Annotated in this window: 22 protein-coding genes and 1 pseudogene; 11 read left to right on the forward strand and 12 right to left on the reverse strand. The window is 64.0% G+C overall.

Features of this window, described 5'->3' with window-relative positions:
- Position 1 precedes the first annotated feature (1 nt).
- Entirely contained in the window at positions 2-1297 is a 1296-nt protein-coding gene (locus CIK75_RS08065) for a pyruvate dehydrogenase complex dihydrolipoamide acetyltransferase (RefSeq protein WP_198962412.1), read from the forward strand.
- A gap of 190 nt (positions 1298-1487) precedes the next feature.
- Complete coding sequence (locus tag CIK75_RS08070; protein WP_086998421.1) at positions 1488-1685, forward strand: DUF4177 domain-containing protein; 198 nt, start codon at positions 1488-1490, stop codon at positions 1683-1685.
- 137 nt (positions 1686-1822) lie between these two features.
- Here the strand turns inward: CIK75_RS08070 and CIK75_RS08075 are convergent, their stop codons facing one another.
- Entirely contained in the window at positions 1823-2692 is an 870-nt protein-coding gene (locus CIK75_RS08075) for a DUF1295 domain-containing protein (protein WP_096223574.1), read from the reverse strand.
- A 144-nt stretch (positions 2693-2836) separates the two neighbouring features.
- Here CIK75_RS08075 and CIK75_RS08080 point away from each other — a divergent pair, with 144 nt between their 5' ends.
- From CIK75_RS08080 to CIK75_RS08090, 3 genes are all read left to right on the forward strand, one after another.
- Complete coding sequence (locus CIK75_RS08080) at positions 2837-3292, forward strand: MarR family transcriptional regulator (RefSeq protein WP_096223671.1); 456 nt, start codon at positions 2837-2839, stop codon at positions 3290-3292.
- Positions 3293-3384: 92 nt separating this feature from the next.
- Positions 3385-5154 (forward strand): AMP-dependent synthetase/ligase, encoded by a 1770-nt coding sequence (locus CIK75_RS08085; RefSeq protein ID WP_241895364.1) that lies wholly within the window; start codon positions 3385-3387, stop codon positions 5152-5154.
- A gap of 30 nt (positions 5155-5184) precedes the next feature.
- Complete coding sequence (locus CIK75_RS08090; RefSeq protein ID WP_096223575.1) at positions 5185-6120, forward strand: ADP-ribosylglycohydrolase family protein; 936 nt, start codon at positions 5185-5187, stop codon at positions 6118-6120.
- Here the strand turns inward: CIK75_RS08090 and CIK75_RS08095 are convergent, their stop codons facing one another.
- Positions 6121-7122, reverse strand: coding sequence for an exonuclease domain-containing protein (locus CIK75_RS08095; RefSeq protein ID WP_086998413.1), 1002 nt, complete (start codon positions 7120-7122; stop codon positions 6121-6123).
- A gap of 104 nt (positions 7123-7226) precedes the next feature.
- Here CIK75_RS08095 and CIK75_RS08100 point away from each other — a divergent pair, with 104 nt between their 5' ends.
- A complete protein-coding gene (locus tag CIK75_RS08100; RefSeq protein WP_241895376.1) occupies positions 7227-7919 on the forward strand; it encodes a VTT domain-containing protein in 693 nt (230 codons plus the stop codon).
- 89 nt (positions 7920-8008) lie between these two features.
- On the opposite strand, the gene rdgB is transcribed toward CIK75_RS08100, so the two are convergent.
- The 6 genes from rdgB to clpS form a co-directional block, all read right to left on the reverse strand.
- Entirely contained in the window at positions 8009-8638 is a 630-nt protein-coding gene (gene rdgB, locus CIK75_RS08105) for an RdgB/HAM1 family non-canonical purine NTP pyrophosphatase (protein WP_086998410.1), read from the reverse strand.
- Positions 8635-9387: a ribonuclease PH gene (rph, locus tag CIK75_RS08110; protein WP_086998408.1), complete on the reverse strand. Its 753-nt coding sequence runs from the start codon at positions 9385-9387 to the stop codon at positions 8635-8637. Before rph ends, rdgB begins: the two co-directional genes overlap by 4 nt.
- 43 nt (positions 9388-9430) lie before the next feature.
- On the reverse strand, positions 9431-10291 hold the full coding sequence (locus CIK75_RS08115) for an MBL fold metallo-hydrolase (RefSeq protein ID WP_086998406.1): 861 nt from the start codon (positions 10289-10291) through the stop codon (positions 9431-9433).
- On the reverse strand, positions 10288-11250 hold the full coding sequence (murI, locus tag CIK75_RS08120) for a glutamate racemase (protein WP_096223576.1): 963 nt from the start codon (positions 11248-11250) through the stop codon (positions 10288-10290). The genes CIK75_RS08115 and murI overlap by 4 nt, the downstream gene beginning before the upstream one ends.
- Before the next feature lie 64 nt (positions 11251-11314).
- Complete coding sequence (locus CIK75_RS08125) at positions 11315-11899, reverse strand: DUF2017 domain-containing protein (RefSeq protein ID WP_086998401.1); 585 nt, start codon at positions 11897-11899, stop codon at positions 11315-11317.
- A gap of 4 nt (positions 11900-11903) precedes the next feature.
- Entirely contained in the window at positions 11904-12209 is a 306-nt protein-coding gene (clpS, locus tag CIK75_RS08130) for an ATP-dependent Clp protease adapter ClpS (RefSeq protein ID WP_086998398.1), read from the reverse strand.
- A gap of 102 nt (positions 12210-12311) precedes the next feature.
- On the opposite strand from clpS, the gene CIK75_RS08135 reads away from it, so the two are divergent.
- The 5 genes and pseudogenes from CIK75_RS08135 to CIK75_RS08155 all read left to right on the forward strand — a co-directional run bounded on the left by CIK75_RS08135 (position 12312) and on the right by CIK75_RS08155 (position 16528).
- On the forward strand, positions 12312-13625 hold the full coding sequence (locus CIK75_RS08135) for a nicotinate phosphoribosyltransferase (RefSeq protein WP_096223577.1): 1314 nt from the start codon (positions 12312-12314) through the stop codon (positions 13623-13625).
- A 38-nt stretch (positions 13626-13663) separates the two neighbouring features.
- Positions 13664-14302: an isochorismatase family protein gene (locus tag CIK75_RS08140; RefSeq protein WP_096223578.1), complete on the forward strand. Its 639-nt coding sequence runs from the start codon at positions 13664-13666 to the stop codon at positions 14300-14302.
- Between the two features lie 383 nt (positions 14303-14685).
- Positions 14686-14931, forward strand: a pseudogene (locus CIK75_RS08145) (hypothetical protein); the annotation flags it as partial.
- Positions 14932-15050: 119 nt separating this feature from the next.
- Positions 15051-16028, forward strand: a complete 978-nt coding sequence (locus CIK75_RS08150) for a hypothetical protein (RefSeq protein ID WP_096223580.1) — start codon at positions 15051-15053, stop codon at positions 16026-16028.
- Positions 16025-16528, forward strand: a complete 504-nt coding sequence (locus CIK75_RS08155) for a GNAT family N-acetyltransferase (protein WP_096223581.1) — start codon at positions 16025-16027, stop codon at positions 16526-16528. The genes CIK75_RS08150 and CIK75_RS08155 overlap by 4 nt, the downstream gene beginning before the upstream one ends.
- A 34-nt stretch (positions 16529-16562) precedes the next feature.
- Here the strand turns inward: CIK75_RS08155 and CIK75_RS08160 are convergent, their stop codons facing one another.
- The 4 genes from CIK75_RS08160 to CIK75_RS08175 are packed head-to-tail and all read right to left on the reverse strand — an operon-like array spanning position 16563 to position 20004.
- Positions 16563-16970 carry an ASCH domain-containing protein gene (locus CIK75_RS08160; RefSeq protein ID WP_096223582.1) on the reverse strand — a complete coding sequence of 136 codons (408 nt, stop codon included), beginning with the start codon at positions 16968-16970 and terminating at the stop codon, positions 16563-16565.
- A gap of 34 nt (positions 16971-17004) precedes the next feature.
- Positions 17005-17988 carry an ArsA family ATPase gene (locus CIK75_RS08165; protein WP_096223583.1) on the reverse strand — a complete coding sequence of 328 codons (984 nt, stop codon included), beginning with the start codon at positions 17986-17988 and terminating at the stop codon, positions 17005-17007.
- On the reverse strand, positions 17979-18272 hold the full coding sequence (locus tag CIK75_RS08170; protein WP_198962413.1) for a cory-CC-star protein: 294 nt from the start codon (positions 18270-18272) through the stop codon (positions 17979-17981). Before CIK75_RS08170 ends, CIK75_RS08165 begins: the two co-directional genes overlap by 10 nt.
- A 4-nt stretch (positions 18273-18276) precedes the next feature.
- The gene (locus CIK75_RS08175; RefSeq protein WP_096223584.1) at positions 18277-20004 is read right to left on the reverse strand and encodes a carbon starvation protein A; all 1728 of its coding nucleotides are present in this window, start codon (positions 20002-20004) and stop codon (positions 18277-18279) included.
- Positions 20005-20527: the final 523 nt, after the last annotated feature.

Below are 20527 nucleotides of genomic sequence, written 5' to 3' on the forward strand. Positions count from 1 at the left end.
GATGCCCGAGGTGAACATGCCCCGACTGTCCGACACCATGCAAGAAGGTGTCCTCAGCCGTTGGGTCAAAAAAGTGGGCGATACGGTGCGTGAAGGCGACGTGATCGCCGAAATCGACACCGATAAGGCCACCATGGATCTCGAGGCCTTCGACGAGGGCATTTTGGAGAAACTCCTCGTCGAAGAGGGGACGATGGTGCCCATCGGGGAACCTGTCGCCTTCATCGGTGCCGGTGCCGCCGGCGACAGCGGTGGCGGAACCACCGGCGCACAGGCCGCCGCGTCCTCGAGCAGCCCGCCCCCCACGGAACCCAGCCCGGCCTCCGAGCACGTTCCTGCCGCACCGCCGGCGCAGCCCCGCACGCCGGCGGGCTCGACGGACCGGCAGTCCCCTGCCGGTTCCAGCAGCGGGCGTCTTCTTGCCTCCCCGCTGGCCCGCCGTGTTGCCGAACAACACGGCATCGACCCGGCGGAAATCACGGGAACCGGCCCGGGTGGGCGGATTGTCAGGGCGGACGTCGAGGCTGCGGTCGCCGCCCAGGCCTCCGCTGCCCCCCATCAGCGGCAGCCAGCGGACTCCACGCCGGTGAGTGCAACCGGCACGCAGCCGTCTGAATCGGTGGAGGTTCCCCTGACGATGATGCGCAAGGTGATGGCCCAACGGCTCACCGAAAGCGCCAGCGCCCCACACTTCTACCTGACTCACGTGGTGGCCATGGATCGACTCATGACCCTGCGCGCGGAGATCAATGAACGCTTCGCCGATTCAGGAGTCAAGATCAGTGTGACCGACCTGCTGGTCAAGGCGTGCGCACTCACCTTGGAGGACCACCCGCAGGTCAACGCCTCCTGGGCCGGGGATAAGATTCTGCAGCACCCCCGCGCACATATCGGGGTGGCGGTGGCCCTGGATGACGGGCTGATCGTTCCCGTGATCCGCGACGCAGCGACCAAGGGCCTGGAGGTGATTTCCAGCGAAACCCGTGCGCTGGCGATGAAGGCCAGGGACGGCAAGCTGACCCCCGCGGAATTCAGTGGCGGGACCTTCTCGATCAGCAACCTGGGCATGTTCGGGGTCGACAATTTCACCGCGGTGATCAACCCTCCCGAGGCAGCGATCCTGGCGGTGGGTGCCACCACCGAGGAGCCCTTCGTGCAGGACGGCCAGCTCTCCACCCGCCAGATCATGAAGATCACGCTCACCTCAGATCACCGGGTCTTGGATGGAGCCGTCTCGGCGGCCTTCCTCCGAGATCTCAAACGCACCCTCGAAGAACCGTTGCGCATCATCATCTGACCGGCCCACCGGCCAGCGGTTCTCCCCGCACCAGATGAGCTCTGGACTTTGGCACGGGGAAGTTGGTTAATGGGTTAAGAGCCGTCGCCCTGCAGAACACGGTTCTCGTGGTGGACCCACACGTTCGACGTGTTCTCCACGACGCCGGGGCGTCAGCGGGCTCCGCCACTCGCCACGAGGAGGACCGGCCATGCATGAATATAAAGTCATCACCGACAAGATCAAGGACTACCCCGACTTCAAACCCTCGGATCTTGAAGCCAGTCTCAACGAGCATGCCCTGTCCGGGTGGAAGGTCGTCACCTGTTTCACGGACTCCACGGTGTGGCACGAAACCACGGTGACCACCATTCTGGAACGCCAAAGCAACTACACCACCAAGTCCTAGGGTGGTGTCAGGTCACCCGACGGTCCTCTGGACTAGTCGGGTGACTCAGACACCGCAAGACCCCGAACGACGCCGCAAATTTTCCTGCCGGGTCGAGGCGATTCCGCGGATCAGGGCCTTGGGCACCTTGGAGTCGGCTACCAGATTTTAGGAATCAAGACTGGGGTCCTGGCCTTATAGGCCTCGTAGTCAGCTTGGCCACCCCATTTGGCATCGGATTTCTTTTCCAACAGCGGGACCCCGCTGACTTTGGTCAGGAGCAGAATGACAAGGACCGGGGAGATCAAGGCCACCAGCTGCCACCCTTGAAGCACGGGGAAAGCGACGATGGCGACGCCGATCCACAGCAAGATCTCACCGAAGTAGTTGGGGTGACGCGAGGTGGACCACAAACCGGTGGAAATGAATCCACCCTTTTTCGATGGGTTGCCGTTGAACCGTGATTTCTGCTGATCGGCCACCACTTCCAGACCGAATCCGAGCATCCACACCAGGACGCCAACGAGTGCGAACCCGTCCACGGCAACTCTATTTTCGGAGGTCATGGCAACCCACGCCGCCGCCGCGGTGAAGGTGACCCACAGCCCCTGGAGCGTCCACGTGCTCAAGAACCTGACGAAGGAGGGCTTGATCTCATCAAACCGATCATCCTTGCCAGCCCGGCTAATGCGACGGAACAAGAAGAGTCCGAGCCTCAGCGTCCAGATGAGAACCATGGTGGCCAAGATCAGCGAACGCGCGTCGATATCTGGAAGGGCCAGGAGAATCATGACCGTAATGGTGACATAGCTCAACATGCCGGTGAGGTCGTAGTACTTTTCCGTCTGGGCCAGAAAAGCAGGAATAAAAGCTATCCACTGAATCACGATGGCCATGCCCACGGCCAGGGCAAAGACGGGGATTACTCCCAGAGTGACACCGCCACTGCTGCCAGCAGCAGCAAGCAAGGCTGCGATGATCAGCACGATGGGCAACGTGATCAGCGCCTTGCGCTCAGATTTATTCACTGGACGGTTCCTCTCTGACATGCGGAGCTTGCGCGGAGACGGTTTCCCCGGAGACTATGCTGCATATAAAATTTCATTCAATCTTTTGATGATCAAAGAATATTGACTATACTCGAGGCTTGCCCTTAAGGAATGGAAGTCGTCATGTTGTCTTATCCTTCCGTCGCCACGACCTTGCAGGAAATGTTGATCCTGGCCCGCGAGAGCGAGAGGGAAATGGCTCTGGGATTGGGCCTGAATCTCAACGATTTTCGTGCGCTTTCGGTGCTGACCCAATCAGGACCGATGACGTCGGGAGATCTCGCACGGGAGCTGGGTTCCACCGCGGCTACCACTACGGCCATCACCAACCGTCTGGAGCTCAATGGTTACCTCACCCGTAACCGCGGCGCGGCAGATAGGCGACACGTCATGTTAACGGCGACCAACGAGGCCTTCCACGAAATCCGGAACCTGACCCATCCACTGGCGACCGCCATCTACGAACAGCTCCGGGCCCTCCCCGTTGAGCACGGCACCATCGTCAGCAATTTTCTTGACGCTACCCAGGACCTGATGCGTCACCACCTGCAAACACTGTCGAATGGGAACACCCCGTGAAAGAGTTCACCACGCCATCCTTGGTGGTTCCGGCCGTCTATCGAAATGCGACAGAGCTTTTGATGCAGCGGCTCAGGAGTTCGCCCCACCACATGGCTTTCGAAGTTCGTTCCGGCGGCTCGGCGATCGCCGATCCCTGGGTCCCAGTGAGCACCAGCGCGTTCGTCGGGCAGGTGCAAGCTCTGGCCAAGGGCTTCATGGCCGCGGGCCTCCAGCCCGGTCAATCCATAGCCATCATCTCACCCACCCGCTATGAATGGGCCCTGGCGGACATGGCCGCCTGGTTCGCTGGCGCTGTTGTCGTGCCGCTCTACGAAACCGCCGCAGTCAACCAGATCTCGGCTATCGTCACCGACGCTGACGTGCGCTTCGGTGTTGCCGGTACGACAGAACACGCCCGCCTGCTTAAACAGGGATTCGAGCAAGCCGGTGTCCTCGACGGGCGCATCTGGACGATGGACCGCCAGACGGAGTCATCCCTGGACGACCTGGTGCAGATCGGCGAACACCTGACCGACGAGGCCTTGGAGCAACGACGGCTACTGGCCACACTGGATTCGGTGGCAACCATCGTCTACACATCGGGAACCACGGCTGACCCGAAGGGCGCGCTCATCACCCATGGAAACTTCGTCAACCAGGTACTGAATGTGGCCGGATCCTACTCCGAGGTGGTCAAGGAATCCGGAAACACGGTCATCTTCCTCCCGATGGCCCACGTACTGGCTCGCGGGCTACAACTGATCTGCCTGGCCAACGGCATGCGCATTGCCCACTTGGACGATACGCGTGAGGTGGTACCGGCTTTGGGCGCGCTGAAACCCACCTTCTTGGTGGTGGTCCCGCGTGTTCTGCAAAAAATACAGACATCCGCTGCGGCAGCCGCAGAAGCAAAACATCTCGGCCCCCTCTGGAAGGTGGCACAGGAAACCGCTGTGCAGTGGGGCCGGCTGGCAGAGCGTCGCGCTACACATCCGGCAGCACGAGCCGGGCTCGGGCTCCGGATCAAACACGCGATCTTTGATGGATTGTTCTATGGCCGCATCAGAAAACTCGTCGGTGGGCGCCTGGACTATCTCCTTTCCGGCGCCGCGCTGGACGCTGAACTCTCGCTGTTCTTCCGCGGTCTGGGATTGCCCGTCATCGAAGGATACGGACTCACCGAAACCACGGCTCCGCTGACCGGTAACCTTCCAGGAGCCATCAAGGCAGGCTCCGTGGGAGTGCCCATGCCGGGAACCACCGTCCGCATCTCGGATCAGGGTGAGGTCCTGGCTCGCGGGGCCGGAGTATTTTCCGGATACAACAGGCCCGCGGATAACACCAATGCCTTCATCGATGGTTTCTTCCGGACCGGTGACCTCGGCGAACTCGATGACCTCGGGCAGCTGACCCTCAAGGGGCGCATCAAGGATGTCCTCGTCACAGCAGGCGGCAAAACCGTTTCCCCCACCATCTGGGAAGGCTACGTCGAAAACGATCCCCTCATCGCCCATGCCGTGATGGTGGGAGAAGGCCGCCCGTTTCTCGGCGGCCTGTTGCTCCTTGACTTCGAAGCCGTCGTCGATTGGGCACATCAACACGGGTTCGCCCGTCTGGCGGGCCTTCGAATCCCCGAGGCCGGCGGTGCGGTATCCATCGAGGACCACGGACTTCTCGAAGCGCTCAATCAGACGGTCAGCAGCGCGAATTCGAAAGTGTCCCGTCCCGAGCAGGTACGCAAGTTCCTCCCGCTACTGACCGATCTCAGCGAAGCAAGCGGAATCATGACTCCCACCCTGAAGCTCAAGCGCGGGATCTTCACCCAACGTTCGCGTTCGTTCGTCGAGAAGATCTACGCGCACCCACCGGAGCAAGGCTAGATTTCCCGGGCCATCTCCTAGACTGTTCGGGTGACTCAGACACCGCAAAACCTCGAACCGCGCCCCGAATTTTCCGACAGGGTCCTCGCCGTCCTGCGGGCCACCGCGGCCGGCGCCGCCGCAGCCCGGGCCGGCCAGGTCCCGGGTGAGACGGAGACGCTGCAGCTCTTCCTGTTCGATGGGCTCCTGGAAGCCGTTGAATGGGCCAACGACGGGGTGGCCTCCGATGAGGCTGCCTGCCTGTGGTTGGCCGGGCTGCGCTGGAACCGCGCGGTCACCGGCTCCTTCCCCGACGGTGCCCCGGAACCGCTCCCCCGGTGGATCGACGCAGCTTTCTCAGCCACCGACGAGCTCGCTGCCCCCTCCCTGGCTCCTGCCGATCCGCAAAACCGCAGGGCCCTGGCCGACCCGGATATGGCCAGCACCGGCAGACCGGCCCACCCCACGGCGGATGGTCCGGGGGTCTTGCCGCGGGCAGCGGTCATGGCCCTGTTGCCGCGCGTCGATGAGGGAACGACGGCACGGCTCGCCTCCGACGCCGCCGCCCTGACCCACGGCGCCCCCGGAGCACACCGGGCTGCCTCCTATGCCGCCCGTGCGGTGCGCGCCGGCCTGGACCTCGGAGCCCAGGCCCCGCAGCGGTGGAAGGAAATACTGCAGGAGACAGCTGATGACGACGGTGCCGCCTGCGCCGCCTTACGCGCAGCACTGCAGGCGGCCATCGATGAACTAGCGACCCGGCAGGCAGCTACCGATGAGACCGGGGATGCCTCCGCCGTCGTACGGCGTCTGGGGACGACGCCGGATCCCGATACGGCAGGATACGCTGCGGCATTGGTCGCCTCGGCCACCGGGTATCGCCAGGCAGCCGAACTACCGACCAGCACCGTGGATTCGGTGATCTCCCAGATGCACCACCGGTGGGTTGAGGCCGTGCTCGGCACTGCCCCCGATCAGGCCGGCTGATCAGGGAAGCCGGAACCCGCCGACGAGCTGCAGGAATTCGCCCTCCGAGAGCAGCGAGACCTCCCGTCCTGCCTCGCGCAGCCGCAGGACATGTTTGACCTTGGAGGTCAGACGCGTGGTGTGCAGGTCACCGGGAACGAAGCCGTCACCGACGATCAGGACCGTGGTGGCCCGGGTGACCCGGCTGGCACAGGTGGCCCCGTTCTCGGCCGCCCGGTTCTTGGCTTCCTGCCGGGTGATGCCCAGGTTGCCTGAAAAGACCACCGTTTCCCCATAGAGCGGGTTGGACGGGTCGGCCTCGGGATTCGGAGGCGGGTCCTCCCCCTCGGAGGGCCAGCCTCCGGCCCAGGTCGGTTGGGCGGGGACCAGCATTCCTGCTGCCAGCCGTTCCTGGGCCGATACCGTGGCCTTGGACAGTCCGTCCCCGGGCGCGTAGGCCGCTGCATGGCCCATCGCCACGCGTACCGCCGTCGCGGCGTTGGACACCGAATCGACGACATGACGGTGCCCGATGTCGATCATGATGGAGGCGCAGGCCCGCGCGTCCGCCAGGGCATCGTGATGGTTCTCCATCGGGGATCCCGCTGCTTCGGCTACGAAGGGCAGCGAATAGGACTGCAGCGAATACGTTTTGCGCGCCAATTTCACCGTGCAGGCGAAATCGTAGGCGGGACCCGCCAGCTCGGAGACCTCCAGTGCGGAGCGGATGACGCCGAGGTCGAAGGCCGCATTATGGGCCACGACAGTATCCGAGCCGATGAAGGAGGCCAGTTCCCCGAAGACCTCGCCAAAGCGGGGCGCGGTGGCCACCATTTCGGCGGTGATCCCGTGGATCTGCACGTTGCGCGGGTCGAAATGGTCGAATCCCTCGGGTGGGCGCATCAGCCAATAGGCCTCATCGACGATCCCCCCGTCGCGGACGCGGGTGACGCCAACGGAGCAGGCCGACCCGCGAAATCCATTGGCTGTCTCGAAATCGATCGCCGTAAAGTCCAAAGCCACCCCACTACCTTAGCGGGGCCCGGCTGGGAGTCTGCCCACACTTTGGTCCGGCGGACCGTTTCGGAGCAGCCGGCGGCCCGGCCGCCGGTAAGCTGGGGCACGTGATGATTGACGCCCTGAGCCCGGCCCTGGACGCCGCAGTGACCCTCCAGCCTCAGATGGCCGGCTTGCTGCCGGACTTCCTGAACCCCGATGTCTTCCTGCGTGACCCGCGGTTGGCCCCCTGGATCGTGCTGCTGGTCTGCGGCATCGTCTTCGCAGAAACCGGCCTGCTGGTTGGTTTTTTCCTGCCCGGTGACTCCATGCTCTTCACCGCCGGCCTCCTCGTCGCCACCGGGGCCATCGACGTGAACCTGTGGGTCTTCGCCGGCTGCGTGTTCCTCGCCGCCTTCGCCGGGGACCAGACCGGCTATCTCATTGGTCATAAGGCGGGGCCAGCGGTCTTCAATAAACCCGATTCCCGTTTCTTCCGGAAAGAATATGTGGACAAGGCCCACGAATTCTTCGAACGCTTCGGCGGCCGTGCGGTCATCCTGGCCCGCTTCGTGCCGATCGTGCGGACCTTCGTTCCCGTGATCGCCGGTGTCGCGAAGATGCACTACCGCACCTTCATCGCCTTCAACCTCGTCGGGGCACTGCTCTGGGGGGTCGGGGTGACCCTGCTGGGCCACTGGCTCGGGCAATACGCCTGGGTCGGAAACAACATCGACATCATCTTCGTGGCCATTGTGCTGCTCTCGGTGGTCCCGATCGCCGTGGAACTGATCAAGGCACGCCGGAAACCAGCCCAGAAGTAGTTCACCGCAAGAATCCCCCTGATCCGAGGTGAATCAGGGGGATTCCTTTTTCTGACGGGGTGCCTCCACCCGGGAGACGAGTCGCCGGCTCAGCCGGCCTGCAGCACCTCGACCAGGTGGGGCATCAGGGCCCTGAAGGCCTGCCCGCGGTGGCTGATGGCGTTCTTCTCGCCACTATCCAGCTCGGCGCAGCTCCGGTCCTGACCGACGGGTTGCAGGATCGGGTCGTAGCCGAAGCCTCCCTCCCCGCGGGGCACTTCCAAGACGGTGCCCTCCAAGCGGCCCAGTTCCACCGTTTCGCTCCCGTCGGGCAAGGCCAGGGCGGCGGCGCAGATAAAGGCGCCACCGCGGTGCTCGGCGGGAACATCCGAGAGCTGGGCCAGCAAAAGCGCCAGATTCGCTGCATCGTCACCATGGCTTCCCGACCAGCGGGCCGAGAAGATGCCGGGCGCCCCACCCAGGACGTCCACCGACAGACCCGAATCATCGGCGATGGCCGGCAACCCGGTGGCCTCGGCAACCGCGTGGGCCTTGAGCAGGGCGTTGGCCTCGAAGGTCACCCCGGTTTCACGGACATCCGGGGCGTCCACGGCACCGGCATCGACCACCTGGGTGTCCACATCGAGTCCGGGGACCTGCCCGCGCAGCAACTCACGGAGTTCACGCAGCTTGCCCTGGTTATGGGTGGCCAGGACCAGCCGGGGGGACGGCGCCGTCACTGCTCGAGGGTTTCGCGCTGGATGACGGCCAGCTCGGCGGTCCCCGACAGGGCCAGGTCGAGCAGGGCGTCGAGTTCATCACGTTTGAACGGCGCGCCTTCGGCGGTGCCCTGAACCTCCACAAAGTCGCCGGAGCCGGTGACCACGACATTCATATCGGTTTCGGCTCGCACGTCTTCCTCATAGGGAAGGTCGAGCATCGGGGTGCCATCGATGATGCCCACGGAAATCGCCGACACACTGTCGGTGAGCACATTGGCCTTGGCGGCGATGAGCTTCTGGCCGCGGGCCCAGGTGATGGCGTCGGCCAGGGCAACGTAGGCTCCGGTGATCGCCGCGGTGCGGGTTCCACCGTCGGCCTGGAGCACGTCGCAGTCCAACACGATCGTGTTCTCGCCCAGGGCCTTGGTGTCGATGACCGAACGCAGCGAACGGCCGATCAGCCGAGAAATCTCATGGGTGCGCCCACCGATCTTGCCCTTGACCGATTCACGGCCGTTGCGGGTGTTCGTCGCCCGGGGCAGCATCGCGTATTCGCCGGTGACCCAACCAGTGCCTTCGCCCTTGAGCCAGCGCGGGACGCCCGAGGTAAAGGAGGCGGTGCACAGCACCTTGGTGTTGCCGAACTCGATCAGGGCCGAACCTTCGGCTTGGAGGGACCAGCCGCGGGTGATGGTGACCTTCCGCAGATCGGCGGTTCCGCGCCCGTCGGCGCGCTGGATGGTGGAAGTATTGGAGCCTGTAGTCATGGTCCCCAGTCTAATGGTGCCGACCGGGGCCCGTGTCAGGGGTTCAGGGGCGGAAGGGGTCCCGCGGGGCGGGCCTGTCCTTCGGTTCCCCGAGCCGGTCCCCCGACCAGACCCCATAGGTGACCCCGGAAACGGCAATGGCCAAACCCCCGTCGTACGTGGTCTTGGCCTCGTCGACGACGGTGTTCACATCGGTCCACACCGGGATATGGGTGAGCAGGAGGCGTTTGGCCCCGGCGGCAGTCGCCATTTCTCCGGCCCGTTTGCCGGTGAGGTGTACCCCGTCGATCCCGTCGTCCCGCCCTTCTTCGAAGGCCGCCTCACAGAGGAACATATCCGCATCATGGGCTGCCTCCACCAGGCCGTCGCAGGAGTCGGTATCCCCGGAATAAGCCAGCACCGAGGTCCGGGTCGTCCCGTCCTGCAGCGGTTCGGTCGCCTCGACACGGATGGCATAGGCTTCCTCGACCGGGTGGCGGACCGGAACCGCCGAGACGGTGAAGGGGCCGAGCTTGACCTCTTGGCGGGGCACCCAGTGGTTGAAGTCGAAGTCCTCGTGCATGCCCGGGTCCAGTTCCAGGCCATAGGCGGTGGCCATCCGGTCGGCGGTGGCCTCGGGCCCCCAGACGGTGATCCGATCCCGGTTCCAGCCGTTCGGGTTCCAATGCACTGCCACATGGAGTCCACAAATATCCATACAGTGATCGGGGTGCAGATGGGACAGGAAGATCGCGTCAATATCTTCCAAATCCATATAGCGCTGCAGCACGCCCAAGGCGCCGCTGCCCAAATCCAGCAGGATCCGCCAGGTGCGTTCGCCGTCGAACGCGGTGACCAGATAGCAGGAGGCCGGGGAGCCCGGGCCGGGGAAGGAGCCGCTGCAGCCGATGATGGTCATTTTCATGGCTGCTCCCCCACGGTGAGTCGTTCGGGTAAGACGCCGGCGTCGACCGCATGCACTTGCGGGATCTCCCCGGTGGGGTGGACGGTTCCGCCATGGCTCATATGCTGCACGGATTGGACTTCGGGGCCCAGGAACCTGCGGGCCAGCACCTCGAAGTAGCCGGAGTCGCCGGTGGACATGAAGTCATGTGCCCCGTTCTGGCCGGCTTCGCTGGAGAGCCCGTGGCGCATCAGGGCTGCGTAGACATCCTTGGCGGTTTCTTCGGCACTGGAAACCAGGGTGACGCTGTCGCCCATCACGTAGGAGATCACACCGGTCAGCAGCGGATAGTGGGTGCAGCCCAACACCAGGGTGTCCACGCTGGCATCCTTCAGGGGGGCCAGATACTGTTCGGCGGTGCGCAGGAGTTCGGAGCCTGCGGTGACCCCGCTTTCGACGAATTCCACGAAACGCGGGCAGGCCGCTGCGGTGATCTCCAGTTGCGGGGCCGCGGCGAAGGCGTCTTCGTAGGCGCGGGATCCGATGGTTGCTTCGGTGCCGATGACGCCGATGCGGCCATTGCGGGTCGCGGCGACGGCGCGGCGGACCGCGGGCTGGATGACCTCGACCACGGGGATCCCGTAGCGGGCCGTATAGCGTTCGCGGGCGTCACGCAGCACTGCCGCCGAGGCGGAGTTGCACGCAATGACCAGCAGTTTCACCCCGGCGTCGACTAGTTCGTCCATGACGCCTAGGGCGTTGGCCCGCACCTGGGCGATGGGCAGCGGCCCGTAGGGGCTGTTGGCCGTATCCCCGACGTAGAGCGTGGATTCATGGGGCAGCTGGTCGATGATGGCGCGGGACACGGTCAGGCCGCCGACGCCGGAGTCAAAGATCCCCAACGGTGCGGAGCGGTCACGGGCCGTCCGGCGATCCTGCGAGGCATCGCCGGGGGGCTGCGCGGAGGCGTGGCTGTTCATGATCTACCGACCATACTGCCTGCGTCGGCGACGTGGGAGTAATAAAACGCTGATGTAGCCCACGTCACAAAGAACCGAGCAGTGCCTGCATCAACGTTTCCTGCAGCCAGGTGACGAAGTTATAGACCAGAGCCAGATACTCGTCCACGTCGTCGACCTTGGCGGCGTCGTTCACCGAGGAGATCCGTTCGGCGTCCTCCTCAGAGCGCAGATCCAGCCGTTCGGCCAGCACCAGGCGAACATCGTTCAGGGCCTGGGCGAACTGGTTGGCCGCCGCAGCATCAAAAACCAGGGTGCCCGATTCCATCGCCAACGCGGCGGCTTTCAGCGCGCCGACCTTCCGTTCACGCAGCGCCGTCTCGGTCAGCCGCCGGTATTCCAGCGAGGCGTCCTGGTCCCCTTGCACCGCATCGGGCAATAACCGCAGCTCGGCGGGGTCCGTGGGGGCTGCGAAATCTGCGGCATGGGTGCGTGGATCCATCCCCACCATCGCCCACAGCGGATCGGGTTCCTGCCCGGGAGTAGCGCCGTCGTCCGCTGGAGCCAAGAGGGTGGCGACGTCTTCGAACAGACCCCTCAGCAGCTCGCGTTCGGTGGAATCCAGCCGGGCAGTGAAGCCGCGGGGCGTGGACTTGAAGGCACGAGCCACCGGTTCAGCCCTGGTCCGCGCGTTGGAAGGTCGCCCACAGCCCGTAGCCGTGCATCGCCGCAACGTCGGCTTCGATTTGTTCCAGAGCGCCGGTGGAGACGACCGAGCGCCCCTGCTGATGGACTTCGAGCATCAGTTGATCGGCTGTGGCCTCGGAGTAGCCGAAGTGGCTGCGGAACACATAGCTGACGTAACTCATCAGGTTCACGGGGTCGTTCCAAACCAGCAGGACGTACGGGGTATCCAGTTCCTGCTGCTCGGACGTCTCACTGCGTGGCAGGACGTCGGTGGGTGCGGTCAAGACAGGCATACCCTCCATTCTACGACGTCAGGGCCGCGGCAGCCGATAGAGTGTGGGTGGGATCGCGGCAGCGCGGTCCTGAATCGAACGATCCGAGGAGTCCTCCGACCGATGTGGCAGCAGCCGACCTCGCTCTTCACCGACCACTATGAGCTCACGATGCTCCAGGCGTCCCTGCACTCGGGGGCCGCGCACCGTCGCTCCGTGTTCGAGGCCTTCGCCCGCCGGCTCCCCGAAGGCCGCCGCTATGGCGTGGTCGCCGGCACCGGACGCATCCTCGAGGGGCTGGAACATTTCAGGTTCGGTACCGAACAACTGGATTTCCTCTCCGATCGCGGGGTCGTCGATGACACGACGCTGCAATATCTCAGCGATTTCCGATTCAGCGGAGATATCTATGGGTATGCCGAGGGCGACCTCTACTTCCCCAACTCCCCCCTGCTGACCGTCGAGTCGACTTTTGCCGAGGCTTGCGTCCTGGAGACCTACATCCTCTCGGTCCTCAACCATGATTCGGCGATCGCCTCGGCCGCCTCCCGCATGATGGCCGCCGCCGGGGACCGCCCGTGCATTGAAATGGGTTCACGCCGAACCCAGGAGCATTCGGCGGTCGCCGCGGCCCGCGCCGCGGTGATCGCCGGCTTCCACAGCACCTCCAACCTGGAGGCCGGGCTGCACTACGGCGTCCCCACCGTGGGCACCGCAGCCCATTCCTTCACCCTGCTGCACGATTCGGAGCGCGCCGCCTTCGAGGCCCAGGTCGCTTCCATGGGGGCCGGGACCTCACTGCTGGTGGACACCTACGACGTCGAACAGGGGGTCAGGACCGCAGTGGAGGTGGCAGGGCCCGAACTCGGTACCGTCCGACTGGACTCCGGCGATCTGGTCGAACAGGCCCGCTGGGTGCGCCGCCTGCTCGACGATCTCGGCAACCACAACACCCGCATCATGGTCACCTCGGATCTGGACGAATACGCCATCGCCGCCCTGGCTTCGGCCCCCGTGGACGCCTACGGGGTCGGCACGGCCTTGGTCACCGGGTCCGGGGCCCCCACGGCCTCGATGGTCTACAAGCTGGTGTCACGACAGAACGACGACGGCGATTTCGTCGCTGTGGCCAAGGCAGCCAAGAACAAGGTCAGCGTCGGCGGACGCAAATATGCGTTACGTCGGCTCAACGAACGTGGCCGGGCCACCGCAGAGGTCGTGGGCATCGGCGAGCCGCCGGTTTCCGACGGGAACGACCGCGAACTGCTGGTGCCGCTGGTGACCGATGGGGTGGTCGCCGCGGAATATACCGGCGCCGAAGGCCTGCGGCGTGCCACCCAACGTCATCGCGACAGCGTCAAGGAAATGCCAGGACTTTCCAAACGCCTGCAGCGCGGTGAACCAGTGATCCCCACCGAATTCGTGGATCATCTATAGGTACCCGACCACCGGGTGCCCAAGAAGGAGAGCAAGAGATGGAAACGGCCCTGATCATCGTCGACGTGCAGAACGACTTCTGTGAAGGTGGTTCGCTCGGGGTGACCGGAGGTGGCGCCACCGCTGCCGCCATTACCTCCTACCTCAGTGATAACGGCTGGAAGTATGCTGCCGTCCTCGCCACCCAGGACTGGCATATCGATCCGGGGACCCACTTTTCCGCCGAGCCGGACTATATCGACTCCTGGCCCGTGCACTGCGTGGCCGGCACCCACGGGGCCGAACTCCATGCCGGGCTCGCCCCGATCCTGAAGGCCGGCGCCTTGACCGCCACGTTCCGCAAGGGACGTTATGAGGCCGCCTATTCCGGTTTCGAATCCACGCTGGTGGACCCCAACGATCCGGCGGCGACCTCCGAGGAAGCCGACGTCGAATCCCTGGAGAGCACCCCTGGCGAATCACTCGGGGAATGGCTGAGCTCGCGACACATCCACAAGGTGGACATCGTGGGTATTGCCACCGACTTCTGTGTGCGGGAAACCGCTCTGGACGCGGTCCGGGCCCGGTTCGACACCACGGTGTTGGCCCGTCTGACAGCCGCCGTCCACCAGGTGACGGTGCCCACCGTGCTCGGTGAGCTGGCCCGTGCCGGCGTCACGATCGACCGGGACGCCTGATATAAGTCGTAGGTCTTCCCCAAACACCTCCGGAGGTGCCAGAAGGGATATCTCAGATCCCTCATCGAGGATCAGGCGTTGACGCGCCGGTCCTTCTGGCTGCCCCCGGAGGTGGGTCATGTCATTCCATCAAGCAACACAGACCGTAGTCGTGGCTGTGGACGTCGGCAAGAACACCCTGGCCCTCTCGGCCACCGACTCTGAACATCAGGTTCTACTGGATCCATTCGACGCCGCAATGACCCGAACGGGTCTGAACGCTGCGCTGGAGAAGATCCAAATCGTCATACCACCGGATATCCCGGCCCTGGTCGGGATCGAAGCCGCAGGGCACTACCACCGTCCGCTGATGTCCTCGGTGTCTTGGCCCCCCGGGGTGGGACCTTCTCCAGCTGAATCCGGCCCACGTGGCCGAACAACGCCGGATCCAGGGCCGGCGCCGGGTGAAGACAGACGCGATCGATCTCGAAGCAATCACCGAACTGGTCCTGGCCGGCCGGGGCCAACCAATGACCGAACGCTCCGTGGTCATCGGATCCATCACCGCGCTGGCCGCGCACCGGTATCGCCGCATCGAGGCCCGGAACCCGCGAGCCGGAAAGCGATCTCGGCTCCGTCGATCTTCATGAACTCCATGACCCAGACGGTATTGGACTTCCCCGTCTCCGCCAATGCCCGGAGGACCTCTGGGCGATAACATCGACCAGCCCGACGCATCCTCAGCGTAGCGACGCATTAGACTCGCCGAATGCTCTCTGCTGAAATCCTTGAAGCCGCCACGGCCTGGGCCTCACCGCGCATCGTGGAATGGTCTCCGCCCCTCCAGCGCAACCTCAGCGAATGGCTTGAACCCAGTATGGCCCTGGTGGGTGACGCAGCATGGGGAGCACGGATCCGCGATCTGGTCCAGTTGCCCATTGACGATCCGCTCGAATGGGCCAATCGCCGCATCACCCTTCCCGGCGGAGACTGGGCGATCGCCGGCATCCGCTTCAGGGACCGCGACATCAGCAAGCCGTTCGTCGACATCATCGCCACCTCGCTCGCCCCGGAACCATCGCAGTTGGCAGTACTCACCGACGTGCTTCCGCACTTTGCCGGCTTCTCGCCGCTCTGCCTTCGAATCCACTGCCCCGATCCCGAGCAGACCCGCTCCGAGTTGGCACGGTCCGGCGCCTATGGCGGACACGCGACCACTGACTTGCTCGTTGTCGCCGGACTGTTGGAAACCCTTAAACGGCGCGCAATGCCGAGCACCTCCGAGAGCGTCGATCTTCGCCCCGGCGATCCTGAAGCAGTGGCCGACCGTGTGGCCGCGATGTACGACGAGCTGGAACATTCGCGCCCCGGTATCAGGTCCTGGGCGCGCCCGGCCGACGTCGACGTTCTTTCCAGCGCAGCCGAAGAAAATCTGCTGTTCGAGGTGTGTTTCGATTCCGAGCCGATCGGTGTCGTCGCCGCTGCTCGCGAGGACGCCTACGGCATGTCGGGGTACAGCGTCCAGGAGCTGTGCATCGACGCGGAACACCGGGGACGGCAACTGGGCAGCGCGGTGCTGCTCCAGCTCTGCGGCCGGTTGCCGATCACCTCGGTCGGCGACGTGCTCTGGGGCCACATCCACCCCGAAAACAAGCCGTCTCTGCGCAACTCCATCTCCATGGGCCGACAGGTCGTCGGCGGACATCTTTGGCTGACCCCTGCCGGCTACCCCGGGATGCCGGCATGAGCCTCGAACCGAAAGTGGAACCTTCGCCTCCTGCCCCGGTGATCCACCGTGCAACCGACGACGACATCGGCTCACTCGTGGGGCTTCGGGCAGCCATGTTCGCAACCATGGGCCACGAGGCCGATCCGGAAGCTCCTTGGCTCGACGAAGCGTCGAGATGGTTCTCCGAACATCTGGGCGTGGATGCCTGTGCGTACATCGCCTATTCCTCGGGAACGGCCGTGGCGGCCGCCCTTGGCTATGTCCACACCACGCCACCGTCGCCTGCAAGCTGCGCAACGGTGACCGGGCATCTTTCCAATGTCGTCACCCTCGAGAGCCACCGCCGCCGCGGATACGCTCGAGCCTGCGTCCAGGAACTCCTCGACTGGTTCCGCCACGAAACATCGGCGGCCAGGGTCGATCTGGCAGCCAGCGAGGAGGGTCTGGCGCTCTACGAATCCCTGGGGTGGGTGCGCCGGCAGCAACCGACCCTGCGTTTATCCCTCCACCGCGACTGAGCCCGCACTTCGACTCGACAGAGGTCCGCGGACGTCAGGGAACGACGGCAAACCGCTCCAGGACGACCAGGGTGTCGTCGTCGGGCTCGAATTCCGCTCCGAGCTCCGCTCGAATTTCGGCTGAGGTCCAGAAATCCATGTGCCCGGCCCGCCACTGGGCCACCGAGGTATCGCCTTCTCCCTCCGCCAAGGCATGGTCCAGGGTGACATCTGCCAGCCGCACGACGTCGACGCCCGTCGTCTGCAGCGCGAAAAGCCTTTCTCCGTCGGAGCCGACGACACAGCCAGTGTCGCCGACAGCCGGCAACGCCTCAGCCCCGACCTCGTATTGGCGCAGCAAGGTGCTGGTTGAGGTTTTGGCGCCCGTTTCGATGGCAGCAATCAGGCTGTCGCGTAGCGGCCCCGGGAAGGCAAATTCAATGATCGGCAGTTTGTCATTCATCTCCACAGCTAACCAGAACCCCACGTCATCTACGCTATTCGACGACCCGTCCGGCCCCGGCCAACAGCGCCGCGAGTTCTTCCAAGGCTTCCTCGCCCGTCAGGTCCCGGGCCAGCAGTGGCAGTTCGGTCATCGGTACCGTAGCGAGTTTCTGGCGGAGCACCTGCAGTGACGTCTCCTCAAGTTCCCTGCGCTCCGTTAGGAAGGAACCGGCATCCGCGGGTGATCTGCGGTTGACCACCAGGGAAGCGACATCGATTCCTAAATCACGTAATTGCCTCACAATGTCCAGGGACTCTGCCACGGGCATTTTCTCGGCCAGACTCACGATCACGAAACCGGTGGCGGTCTCGTCGGTGATCGTTTCTCGCATGCGGGCGAATCGGTCACGGCGGGCAATCAGGTTCCGCCTCAGTTCCGAGTCTGCTTCCGCCTGAGGGTCTTCACCGCCGACGATTCCGCGGGCGGCGGCGGCGAATCGCTCGGATCTGGAGCGACTGGCGAGCAAGGATTCCGTCCACCCCGTCAACTTCTCCGGCAGGGTCAGCAGGTGCAGGGTATGCCCCGAGGGTGCCGTGTCGAAAAGGACCAGGTCATAGGCGGCGGCACCGTGATCGATCAGCTCGGCGATCCGCTCCAGGACTGCCGATTCGTGGCTGCCCGGCGCAGTCTTCGCGAGGTCGAGATGCTGTTGCGCGGAGCGGTGCAGCTGCTCGGGAAGAAGTTTCATCATCGTCGCGCTCACCGATGTGAAGTGACGCTCGATGGTGGCCTGCGGGTCGATTTCGACGGCATCGACATACCCGGCCGGTGCCGTAAACACCCGGGCAGCGGTATCCGAGAGCTGCAGGTCCCAGATATGTCCCAGGTTATGTGCCGGATCTGTGGAGACCAGCAGTACCCGTCCACCGCTGCGGGCACGGGCCAGCGCCAAGGCCGACGCCACGGAGGTCTTACCGACACCACCCTTGCCCCCGACGAAGAGTACTTTGCGTTCACTAGCGAGTTTCAGCAACATCCAATATGGTCCAATGGCGATCGTGGGATCCCGACGCGGCGGTGCCAGGCATGGAAATTTTCCCACACGGCGGGCATGAGTTCGGCGGTGTAATAGGCGGCCGGGTCGGGTACCCCAAGGGCTTCACCCAAGACGGCGATCATGAACAGATCGTCCTCTTGTTGCTGCTCCCGTTTGAACATCTGGCGGTACGGTCCCACATAGAACTCGTACATCCCTTCCCGGAGAGCCGACCAGCGCCGGAAGAATCTCTCCCGGCGCCGGTTGGTCGATGCTGGTTCCATCGGGTTAGAGGTCTTCCCTCGTCGCCGCCATCTCAGCATCGGCGCCCTCGTGTTCGGGCACCATCGTCCTGGCGTTGCGCATGGCCAGGATCGCTTCGACGGCGACCCACACACTGGCCACGATGATGATGACGTCCAGCGCGAAGAGCATCCAGTCGGGGTTGGCCGGATCGGTGAAGCTACCCAGCTGTTCGATCGCGGCCCAGAAGGCCATGACGAAGATGATCACCAGCGGAATCAGTGCCGTGATGGGGTTGCGCCCCTTACGGATCAGAATGACCGCGATGATCGACAGACTGAGCGAGGCCATCAGCTGGTTCGTGGTGCCGAACAGTGGCCAGATGCGCAGTCCGCCTTCGCCTCCCAGACCCTGTGAGAACGTCAGTCCCAGACCGAGGACCACGACGATCAAGGTTGCCGGGATCTTGCCGATTTTCAGCTTGAATGCCTCACCTGCCTCTTGGACCACGAAGCGCAGTAGCCGCATTCCGGTATCCATGGTGGTCGCAGCGAAGAGCACTGCCATGGTCGCCAACACCGTGGCACTGAGCGAAGCCGGAAGGCCGATGCCGTTCTGCATCAGCGTTGCGCCACCTTCGACGAAGGCGTTGACCCCTGCCGCACCGAACTCGCTGTAGATCTCGTTCCATTCGGCAACGGACTTGAAGCCACCGATGACCGCGAGGATCGTACCCAGTGAGAGCAGCCCCTCACCGACGGCACCGAAATACCCGACGAAACGGGCGTCCGTTTCCTTATCGAGCTGCTTCGAGGTCGTCCCGGAGGCGACCATGCCGTGGAAGCCCGAGATGGCGCCACAGGCGATGGTGACGAACAGCAACGGAATCATGCTCGGCGTTCCGTCGGGAACGTTCATGTTGATGGCTGGCGCCACAATGTCCGGGGGTGATGCGGAGAATAGCGTGGCAAGCAGGACCGAGCCGAACAGGAGGATCAAACCGACAAAGAGCTGGACGCCATTGATGTAGTCGCGCGGCTGCAGCAGAACCCATACCGGCAGCAGTGAAGCGATCGCCCCGTACACAAAGAGCGCCAGGATCCAGAAGGTGGCCGGGGACATGCCGAGCATGGATTCCGGCAGAACCACTGGCATCTTGTCCCCCACCACGATCAGTGCGTACAGGACGACGACGCCGACGACGGTGACGGGTAGCAGCGGCCAGCGCAGCCGGTAGACGGCCACGCCCACCAGCAGGGCAACGACGATGGCGCCCCAGACGGGGATGACAGCTCCCGGCGTGCTGATGAGCAGGTTCTTGATGACGACGGCGAAGGCCGCGATCACCATCAGCAGCACCAGGAAGATGACCACGAGGAACAGATTGGCTCCACGTTTGCCAATGTAGCGGGCGGACAAAGCCCCGATGGACCGCCCCTTATTGCGCGTCGAAGCCCATAGGGTGCCTAAATCGTGCATCCCCGCGAAGAAGACGGTGCCCAGAGTGACCCAGAGCAAGGCGGGAAGCCAGCCCCAAATCACAGCAATCGCTGGCCCGACGATGGGTGCGGCACCGGCGACCGAGGTGAAGTGGTGGCCCCACAGAATGAACTTATTGGTGGGCATGTAGTCCACGCCGTCTTTGAGTTCATGGGCGGGCGTCACGAAACTGCTGTCGAGTTTATAGACCCTCTGCGCGAGGAACTTGGAATAGACCAGATAGCCGGCCGCCATGACGGCCAAACCAATGATCATGAGTATCAGGGAACCCATGAAGTTCTCCCCTCCTTGGTGAGCTATCTCGGACATCTGGCCTTGAACAACCCGGCAGTGTCCGGTAATGCGAGTGAACCGAGGCTGGTTTGCCACGGCGACCGACGTGACATCAGTCATATACCTGTCGACAATATCAGGGCCCCCGAGCGGCGCGTCATGTTCTGAGGTGGCACCGTAATGATCAACTTCGCGCAGCCGGGCCGTCGATCACCCAACCCGTAAGACACTCGGACCAGCTCCAGCTGACGGTGATCTCGCGCTTCTTCATGTGCAGTATCTTCACGACGGGGACCCCTACGAGATCGATCAGGACGTATTGTCGATTTTCCATCCAAGCGCCACAAAGATCCGGGCCCCCTCCAGGCCATCTGACCATCACCGTCGATCGGGGCTTCGGCCCAGGCCACACGGCTTGGTCTGGCCAATATTTCCTGCCCGCGGTCGGCGCCGGGCCCCTCCACGATTGCGAACCCTTGGAAACCAATTCCACTGTTCATGACCACTAAATGCCCCACCATCA

This window comes from Glutamicibacter sp. BW78 (genome assembly GCF_002332245.1).
In the GTDB taxonomy this organism is placed as follows: domain Bacteria; phylum Actinomycetota; class Actinomycetes; order Actinomycetales; family Micrococcaceae; genus Arthrobacter_H; species Arthrobacter_H rhombi_A.

Excerpts from the sequence above, each read along its gene's own strand:
- CIK75_RS08065 (WP_198962412.1), top strand. The coding sequence starts at position 2 with ATGCCCGAGGTGAACATGCCCCGACTGTCCGACACCATGCAAGAAGGT.
- CIK75_RS08070 (WP_086998421.1), top strand. The coding sequence starts at position 1,488 with ATGCATGAATATAAAGTCATCACCGACAAGATCAAGGACTACCCCGAC.
- CIK75_RS08080 (WP_096223671.1), top strand. The coding sequence starts at position 2,837 with ATGTTGTCTTATCCTTCCGTCGCCACGACCTTGCAGGAAATGTTGATC.
- CIK75_RS08085 (WP_241895364.1), top strand. The coding sequence starts at position 3,385 with ATGGCTTTCGAAGTTCGTTCCGGCGGCTCGGCGATCGCCGATCCCTGG.
- CIK75_RS08100 (WP_241895376.1), top strand. The coding sequence starts at position 7,227 with ATGATTGACGCCCTGAGCCCGGCCCTGGACGCCGCAGTGACCCTCCAG.
- rph (WP_086998408.1), bottom strand. The coding sequence starts at position 9,387 with ATGACTACAGGCTCCAATACTTCCACCATCCAGCGCGCCGACGGGCGC.
- CIK75_RS08115 (WP_086998406.1), bottom strand. The coding sequence starts at position 10,291 with ATGAAAATGACCATCATCGGCTGCAGCGGCTCCTTCCCCGGCCCGGGC.
- murI (WP_096223576.1), bottom strand. The coding sequence starts at position 11,250 with ATGAACAGCCACGCCTCCGCGCAGCCCCCCGGCGATGCCTCGCAGGAT.
- clpS (WP_086998398.1), bottom strand. The coding sequence starts at position 12,209 with ATGCCTGTCTTGACCGCACCCACCGACGTCCTGCCACGCAGTGAGACG.
- CIK75_RS08135 (WP_096223577.1), top strand. The coding sequence starts at position 12,312 with ATGTGGCAGCAGCCGACCTCGCTCTTCACCGACCACTATGAGCTCACG.
- CIK75_RS08140 (WP_096223578.1), top strand. The coding sequence starts at position 13,664 with ATGGAAACGGCCCTGATCATCGTCGACGTGCAGAACGACTTCTGTGAA.
- CIK75_RS08150 (WP_096223580.1), top strand. The coding sequence starts at position 15,051 with ATGCTCTCTGCTGAAATCCTTGAAGCCGCCACGGCCTGGGCCTCACCG.
- CIK75_RS08155 (WP_096223581.1), top strand. The coding sequence starts at position 16,025 with ATGAGCCTCGAACCGAAAGTGGAACCTTCGCCTCCTGCCCCGGTGATC.
- CIK75_RS08160 (WP_096223582.1), bottom strand. The coding sequence starts at position 16,970 with ATGAATGACAAACTGCCGATCATTGAATTTGCCTTCCCGGGGCCGCTA.
- CIK75_RS08165 (WP_096223583.1), bottom strand. The coding sequence starts at position 17,988 with ATGTTGCTGAAACTCGCTAGTGAACGCAAAGTACTCTTCGTCGGGGGC.
- CIK75_RS08170 (WP_198962413.1), bottom strand. The coding sequence starts at position 18,272 with ATGGAACCAGCATCGACCAACCGGCGCCGGGAGAGATTCTTCCGGCGC.
- CIK75_RS08175 (WP_096223584.1), bottom strand. The coding sequence starts at position 20,004 with ATGGGTTCCCTGATACTCATGATCATTGGTTTGGCCGTCATGGCGGCC.